Source organism: Micromonospora sp. NBS 11-29 (assembly GCF_002140155.1).
GTDB lineage: Bacteria > Actinomycetota > Actinomycetes > Mycobacteriales > Micromonosporaceae > Micromonospora.
The window spans coordinates 331322-338793 of record NZ_NAPR01000003.1 but is presented as its reverse complement, the minus strand read 5'-3'; the positions used below and the strand labels follow the sequence as shown (position 1 = coordinate 338793).

Here is a 7472-nt window from a genome sequence, read left to right as displayed (position 1 = left end):
CCGCGGGCGGGTGGTTCAGCGCTGTCCGGGCAACGCCGGCAGGGACGCCCCGACGATCTCGCAGAACGCCGCCATCCGCTTGACCAACTCGTCCGGGTCGGCGTACGGGTCCAGCGCGCGCACCTGCTCCGGGTCCAGCGGGGGAACCGACACGTGGGAGATCAACGGGTGCAGCGGGCGGCTGTCCGCCTCGTCGGCGCCGAAGAGGTGCTCGTGCAGCTTCTCGCCCGGTCGCAGCCCGGTGTAGACGATGTCCACCGGGTGGTCGGCCTCGGCGGCCAGCCGGCGCGCGACGTCGGCGATCCGCACCGGCTCGCCCATGTCGAGCACCAGCGCCTCACCGCCCCGGCCGATCGCGGCGGCCTGCAGGACGAGGTGCACGGCCTCCTGCACGGTCATGAAGTAGCGGGTCACGTCGGGATGGGTGACGGTGATCGGCACCCCGGCCCGGATCTGCGCCTGGAACGCGGTCAGCACCGAGCCCCGGCTGCTGAGCACGTTGCCGAACCGCACACTGAGGTAGGTGGCGCCGCTCCGCTGGGCCTGGTGGGCGGTGAGCCGTTCGGTGACCCGCTTGGAGTAGCCGAGGACGCTTGTCGGATTGGCCGCCTTGTCGGTGGAGATGTTCACGAACTGGGCCACGTCCCGGCACGCCTCCAGCACGTTGAGGGTGCCCCAGATGTTGGTCTTGATCGCCTCGCCGGGATGCCGCTGGAGCATGGTCAGGTGCTTCAGCGCCGCCGCGTGGAACACCACCTCCGGCTGCCGGTCGGCGATCACCCGGGCGATGCCCTCGGCGTCGCGGATGTCGGCCAGGATCAGCTCCGGGCCGTCGAGCAGGGCGCGGCCGTGCAGCGACATCTGCAGCGCGTGCAGCGCGGACTCGTCCCGGTCCAGCATCATCAACTCGCCCGGGTCGCAGCGGGCGATCTGCCGGCACAGCTCCGCGCCGATCGAGCCGCCGGCACCGGTGACCAGCACCCGGCGACCGGCCAGCCCGCCGCGTTCGACGGTCAGCTCGGCCACCCGGTGGGCGCGGCCGAGCAGGTCGGTGAGCTGGAGGTCGCGTACGTCGGTGGCGGCGACCGGCCGGTCGAGCAGTTCCTGCACCGGGGGCAGGACCTTGAACGCGGCTTCGGCCTCCAGCGTGCGGGTGCGCACGTCGCGCAGCAGCCCCGGGTCCGAGCCGCTCATCGAGAAGATGACGGCCCGCGCCTGGGTGGCCCGGACCGCGGCGGCGACCTGCTCCCGGCCGCCCAGCACACGCAGTCCCTCCAGCCGCAGGCCCCGGCTCTCCGGGGCGTCGTCGAGCAGGCCCACCGGCCGGTAGCCGCTGCCCGGGTCGCGCAGCAGGACCCGGACCAGTCGTTCGCTGGCCGCGTCCACGCCGTACACCAGGCAGCGGACGGCGTGCCGCGTGGCCGGGCGGCGCCGGTCGGCGAGCGCGCGCCACAGGCCGCGGGCACCGGCCATCAGCACCAGCGCGACGGCGCCGCCGACCAGCGGGGTGGTCGCCGGCACCGGCCGTTGCGCCCAGCACAGCAGCCCGGCGAGGGTGACGGCGGTGGCGACGGCGACGGTGCCGGCCAGCCCGCGGGCGTCTCCGGCACTGCCGATCGGATCCCGGCCGTAGACCCGTGTGCGCAGCATCGTGAGCAGCGCGTGGACGGCGGCGCAGGCGAGCGCGACGGCGAGGACCCGGCCGGTCGCGGCGGCGGTCAGCGCGAACTCGTACCGGGTCCACGCGGCGCCGAGAAAACCTCCGCACCACGCGGCCGTGTCCAGCGTTAACAGGGAAAGGGTGGCGGCTCGGTGGGTGGTCCGACCGCGGGGTCGTACGGCGTCCGCGGCGGTGGCTTCACGGTCCATGGGTTGCCCTCTGTGTGTGCTATCCGGGAATGAGCGGATAAAGGTCGTTTGCGCATGTTGGATCGTTTACATTCGGCTGGTGGCCTAACGTATGGAATAGGCGATTCGATCCTGGCATGACCACAGGGGCTTTTAGGGGGCTTTCGTGCAACTTCATCGGCAGGCCGGCACGTTGCGAGGAGGAGCGGGATGAGCGCTCTCGGCTACCTCCGCCTGGTCCGGCGCCACTGGTGGATCGTGCTGCTCACGGTGATGCTCGGGGTGGGCGCCGCCGCCCTGGTGACCGTCCGGACCGCGCCCCGGTACGAGGCCTCCGTGACCTTCTTCGTCACCACGCCCAGCCGGGGGGTCACCGACGCCTTCCAGGGCGGCCTCTTCCTCCAGCAACGGGTGAAGTCCTACCGGGACCTGCTCACCAGCGACCGCCTCGCGCAGAGCATGGTCGCGGACGCCCCACTCGGGCTCACCGCCGATCAGGTGCGCGGCCGGATCAAGACCATGGCCAAGCCCGACACCGTGCTGCTCTACGCCACCGTCACGGACACCGACCAGGCCCGGGCCCTGAAGATCACCGAGGCGCTCGCGGCCAAGTTCACCGAACTGGTCCGCAAGGTGGAGACCACGCCGGACGGGCAGGCGTCGCCGATCAGGATCGAGGTGGTGAGCGGTCCCCGGGTGACCTCCAGCCCGGTCTCGCCGCAGCCGGTGCGCAACCTGCTCGGCGGTGGTCTGGCCGGGCTGTTGGCCGGTGCCGGGTTGGCCGTGCTGCGCGGCCTGGCCGACGTACGGATGCGTGACGCCGCCGCGCTGCAACGGGTGACCGGCAGTCCGCTGCTGGGAGAGATCCCGTTCGACGCCAACGCGAAGGCGACACCGCTGATCGTCGGCGGCGCGGCCGCCTCGGCCCGGGCGGAGGCGTACCGGAAACTGCGGACGAACCTACGCTTCGTCGACGTGCACGAGCCGGCCCGGGTGATCGCGGTGACCAGCGCCCTGCAGGGCGAGGGGAAGACCACGATGGCCTGCAACACCGCCATCGCGCTGGCCGAGGCCGGCTGGCGGGTGCTGCTCATCGACGCCGACCTGCGCCGTCCCCGGGCCGCCGAGTACCTCGGCCTCGACGGCGCGGCCGGGCTCACCGACGTGCTCTTGGGCGACGTCCAGGTGGGCGACGTGGTGCAGCGGTGGGGCGAGAAGTCGCTGCTGGTGCTACCCAGCGGCGCCACCCCGCCGAACCCGAGCGAACTGCTCGGCTCCAAGGCGATGGCGGACCTGCTGGTGGCGCTGCGGGAGTCCGCGGACATCGTGATCATCGACACCGCGCCCCTGCTCGCGGTGACCGACGGCGTGGTGGTGGCCGTGCAGGCCGACGGAGCGCTCCTGGTCGCCCAGCAGGGCCAGACCTCCCGGGGTCAGGTCGCCGCGGCGGCGCGGGCGCTCACCTCGGTGTCGGTGCGGCTGCTCGGCTGCGTGCTCAACATGACCAAGGTGGCCAAGGCGGACACCTATCAGTACGAGACGTACAAGGTGGTCGTGCCGCCCGCTGCGCCGGCGGTGCCCACCGACCGGGCCGGCGCGGCCCGGCGCGCAGGACAGAGCGCCGTGGGGGACCGGACGCAGGAACTCACCCGGCTGCCGCGATGAGCCTGGACACCGGCCGGCCCGACCCTTCGATCTCCGCCGCGTACCGCCGGGGGTCGGTCGGCGGACCGTCGACGGGTTCCCGGGGGTCGTCCGCGCCCGGGGCGGCGGTTCGCCGCCGCCCCGGGGCGGGGGCGGCCGCCGTCACCACGGCCGGCGCGCTGCCACCGTCCGGAGCGTAGCCATGCGGATCGGCATCCTGTCGTACCACTTCCCGCCCGAGCCGGCGTTCATCCCGGGCAGCCTGGCCGAGGAGCTGGCCGCCCGCGGCCACGAGGTACGCGTGCTCACCGGCTTCCCGGAGTACCCGGGCGGCCAGGTCTATCCGGGCTGGCGGCAGCGGTGGCGGCACCAGACGCGCAGCGAGCGGTTGACGGTCCGTCGGGTGCCCCGCTACCCGGGCGGCGACGGCTCCGCGCCGGCGGCCGGCTGGCTCTCGTTCGCCGCCACCGCCGCGCTGGTCGGCCGGCGGTATCTCCGAGGCGTCGACGCGCTGTACGTCTTCCAGCGTCCCGCGGTGACCTTCGCCGCGGTCGGCCTGCTCCGGTCGCTCGGCCCGGTGCCGACGGTGCTGCACGTGCAGGAGGTCGCCGCGGCGGAGGACCCGGCACGGCTGGGCGGGTCACGCCGATGGTCGGAGCGGATGGGGGCCGGCCTGCGCCGGTTGTACCGGGAGGCGGGCATGGTCGCGGTCAGCGCACCGTCCATGCGCGAGCTGGTGCTGGCCGGTGGCGCCCGGCCGGATCGGGTGCGGACGGTGCTGAACTGGACCGACGAACGCCTCTTCCGGCCGGCGGAGCCGGGCCCCGCGGCGCGACGGCTCATCCGCCGCGACGGGCGGTGCGTCGTGATGCACGCCGGCACGATCGGCGCCCGGCAGGGACTGGAGACCGCGGTCCGCGCCGCGGCCGCGCTGGGTGACCGGATGGACCTGGTCCTGGTCGGCTCCGGGGCCGAAGAGGGGCGGGTGCGCGGCCTCGCCGCCGAGCTGGGTGCGGAGAACGTCCGGTTCGTCGCGCGGCGGTCGCCGGCGGACATGCCGCAGCTCTACGCCGCCGCCGACTACCAGCTCGTCATGCTGCGCGACCGGCCGGAGCTGCGCGGGACCGTGCCCGGCAAGTTGCAGGCCGCGCTCTCCTGCGCCGCGCCGGTGGTCGTGTCGGCCGGCGGCGACACCGCGGAGCTGGTGGAACGCGCCCGTGCCGGATTGTCCTGCCCGCCCGAGGACTGGGCCGCCCTGGCCGACCGCTTCTGGCTGGCCGCCGCGATCCCGCCGGCCGCTCGGGCCGACATGGGTCGCCGCGGCCGGGACGCCTACCTGCGGCAGATGTCGTTGCGCGCCGGCGCCGACCGGATCGAGGGCCTCCTCCACGAACTGGGTGCGATGCGTTCCGGGACGCCGAAGACTCGCGTTTGACGCCAAACGGCTCAGAAGATGCGAAAAACTGACATAACAGTCTCCCTTCCTGCTACAAACAACTCGGCGCCCGATTCGCGTGTGAAGGAGAGTGGTGTGACGGAAAGCGGTGTTTCGCCCCGCCGGCGGCGACGGCGCTCCCGGCGGGCCAGGCGGGCCCGGGTCCGCCGGACACTGCTGGCCGGGCTGGTGGTCGTCTCGGTGCTGCTCGCCGTCGGCGGCTGGGTCGCGTTCCGGGGTTGGCAGGCCCGCAGTCATCTGGTGAACGCCGCCGGGCTCGCCAAGGAACTCAGCTCACAGGTGTTGGACGGGGACGTGGCCCGCGCCCAGCGGACCCTGTCCGCGTTGCAGGAACAGGCCGACGCGGCCCGGAGGGCGACCGGAGGACCGGCCTGGTGGCTGGGCCGGCGTGCCCCGTACGCCGGGGACGACCTGTCCGCGGTGCGACAGATCTCGGTGGCGGTGGACGACCTGGCCCGGCTCGCCTTTCCCGCCCTGCTCCGGGTCGACCTCGCCTCGCTGGTGCCGAGCCACGAGCGGCTCGACGTGCGTCGCCTGCGTGCGCTCTCGGGGGAGATCTCGGCCGCCGACCGGGCCGTGCGCGGCACGGCGGAGCGGCTGCGGACGGTGCCGACGGCCGGCCTGATGCGGCAGGTGCGGGACGCGGTCGCGGCGCTGCGGACCGAACTGGACCAGTTGGGCGGCCTCACCTCGGCCGCGGACCGTGGCGTCCGGCTGCTGCCGCCCCTGCTCGGCGCGGACGGCCCCCGCAGCTACCTGCTCGTCTCGCAGAACCCGGCCGAGTTGCGCGCCACCGGCGGCATGTTCGGCGCGTACGCCGTCCTGGGCGCGGACGACGGCCGGGTCCGGCTCGCCGCGCAGGGCAACGCGGCGGACCTGACGTCCTTCAGCCCGCCACTTGCGGTGGAGCCGGAGACGCGCCGGCTCTGGAACGACCTGCCGGGGATCTTCCCGGCCGACGTCAATCTCAGCCCGGACTTCCCGACCGCCGCCGCGCTCTACCGGGAGATGGTGCGACGCCGCACCGGGGTCGCGGTGGACGGTGTGCTGGCCGTGGACCCGGTGGTGTTGTCGTACCTGCTCGGCGTCATCGGCCCGGTGGCCGTGCCCGACGGGCCGGAACTGGTCGGCAGCACCGCGGTACGGACCCTGCTCAGCGACTCCTACCGGGACCTGAAGGTACGCGAGCAGGACGAGTACTTCGCGCGGGCGGCGTCGGAGGTGTTCACCGCGCTCTTCACCAGGACGGTGGAACCACGGGCACTGTTGACGGTTTTCAGCCGTTCCATACGTGAACGTCGGATATTGTTCTGGAGTGCCCGACCTGAGGAACAGCGCGTACTGGCCGGCAGCCAGCTGGCCGGGCAGCTCCCGGAGCGCGACGCGGTGCCGACGGTCGGCGTGTTCCTCAACGACGGCAGTGGCGCGAAGCTCGGCTACTACCTGAGGTTCTCGGCTGCCCTCACGGTCGGCGACTGTCAGCCGGACGGGCGCCGCGAGCTGCGGTTGCGGATCACCGTGCACTCCACGGCCCCACGTTCGGGGCTGACCAAGTCCGTCACCGGTCTCGCCTTGGCCGGCGACAAGTACACCGCCCGGACGTTCGTGTCCGTGCACACCCCGACCGGTGGCGCGGTCCTCACCGGCCGGCTGGACGGGCGCGGGACCGCGATGGGCAGCGGAACCGACCGCCGTCGCCAGGTGGCGGTGGCGAACGTCGAGGTGGGACCGGGGCAGACCCGGACGCTCGACGTCACGCTGCTCACCGGCCAGACCGACGCGGGCACCGCCGAGCTGGTGCTCACCCCCACCGCCACCCCGTGGACCACCCAAATAGTCAACGCAGCTAGATGTGAGCAGTAGGAGGGAAACCATCATGCGGCTATCCCGCATCATCATGGCGCTCACGGTGGGCCTGGCCATCGCGGCCGCGCCGACCGCGGCCGGGGCGGCGCAGCCGCAGCCACCGGTCTACCCGCCCGAGGTGGCGTCGCTGACCGTAACGCCGACCACCGCCGTGGTGGGCGAAACGCTGACGCTCGTCGGCCGGAACTTCCTGCCCAACGAGCCGGTGACGATCACGGTCACCCGCACCGACCTTCCGCTCGCCGCTCCTGCCGCGGACACCGCGCGGCGCAGCGACGGCAGTTCGGTGGCGATGGCGACGGTGGCGTACACGGGGAAGGGAGGGTGCCTCAGGTCGCAGCCGCAGCCGCAGCCCACCACCTTCACCGTGGTCGCCGACGCGAACGGCAACTTCACCACCACCTACCGGCCGGTCTGCCCCGGCCGCTACACCTTCACCGCCACCGGGCAGATCTCGGGCCGTACCGCCAGCGCGACCGCCGTCGTGCTGCCGAACCGGCCGACCCACCCGCCGCGTCCGCCGCACCACGGTGGACACCTGCCGGTCACCGGCGACAACATCGGTACGCCGCTGAAGCTCGGCGGCGGCCTGGCTGCCGCCGGCGCGCTGCTGCTGCTGGGCTCCCTGGCCTGGCGCCGTCGCCGCCTCGGCTGACCC

5 protein-coding genes are annotated in these 7472 nt (G+C 73.6%); 4 read left to right on the top strand and 1 reads right to left on the bottom strand.

Annotated features, from left to right (window positions below):
- Positions 1 to 15 precede the first annotated feature (15 nt).
- Positions 16 to 1869 (bottom strand): nucleoside-diphosphate sugar epimerase/dehydratase, encoded by a 1854-nt coding sequence (locus tag B1205_RS02835; protein ID WP_089154166.1) that lies wholly within the window; start codon positions 1867 to 1869, stop codon positions 16 to 18.
- Positions 1870 to 2058: 189 nt separating this feature from the next.
- On the opposite strand from B1205_RS02835, the gene B1205_RS02830 reads away from it, so the two are divergent.
- The 4 genes from B1205_RS02830 to B1205_RS02815 all read left to right on the top strand — a co-directional run bounded on the left by B1205_RS02830 (position 2059) and on the right by B1205_RS02815 (position 7469).
- Positions 2059 to 3513 (top strand): polysaccharide biosynthesis tyrosine autokinase, encoded by a 1455-nt coding sequence (locus B1205_RS02830; protein ID WP_089154165.1) that lies wholly within the window; start codon positions 2059 to 2061, stop codon positions 3511 to 3513.
- Between the two features lie 181 nt (positions 3514 to 3694).
- The gene (locus B1205_RS02825; protein WP_089154164.1) at positions 3695 to 4927 is read left to right on the top strand and encodes a glycosyltransferase family 4 protein; all 1233 of its coding nucleotides are present in this window, start codon (positions 3695 to 3697) and stop codon (positions 4925 to 4927) included.
- Between the two features lie 96 nt (positions 4928 to 5023).
- Entirely contained in the window at positions 5024 to 6811 is a 1788-nt protein-coding gene (locus B1205_RS02820; protein WP_089154163.1) for a DUF4012 domain-containing protein, read from the top strand.
- 13 nt (positions 6812 to 6824) lie between these two features.
- Positions 6825 to 7469 carry a hypothetical protein gene (locus B1205_RS02815; protein ID WP_089154162.1) on the top strand — a complete coding sequence of 215 codons (645 nt, stop codon included), beginning with the start codon at positions 6825 to 6827 and terminating at the stop codon, positions 7467 to 7469.
- Positions 7470 to 7472: the final 3 nt, after the last annotated feature.

Excerpts from the sequence above, each read along its gene's own strand:
- B1205_RS02815 (WP_089154162.1), top strand. The coding sequence starts at position 6,825 with ATGCGGCTATCCCGCATCATCATGGCGCTCACGGTGGGCCTGGCCATC.
- B1205_RS02830 (WP_089154165.1), top strand. The coding sequence starts at position 2,059 with ATGAGCGCTCTCGGCTACCTCCGCCTGGTCCGGCGCCACTGGTGGATC.
- B1205_RS02835 (WP_089154166.1), bottom strand. The coding sequence starts at position 1,869 with ATGGACCGTGAAGCCACCGCCGCGGACGCCGTACGACCCCGCGGTCGG.
- B1205_RS02825 (WP_089154164.1), top strand. The coding sequence starts at position 3,695 with ATGCGGATCGGCATCCTGTCGTACCACTTCCCGCCCGAGCCGGCGTTC.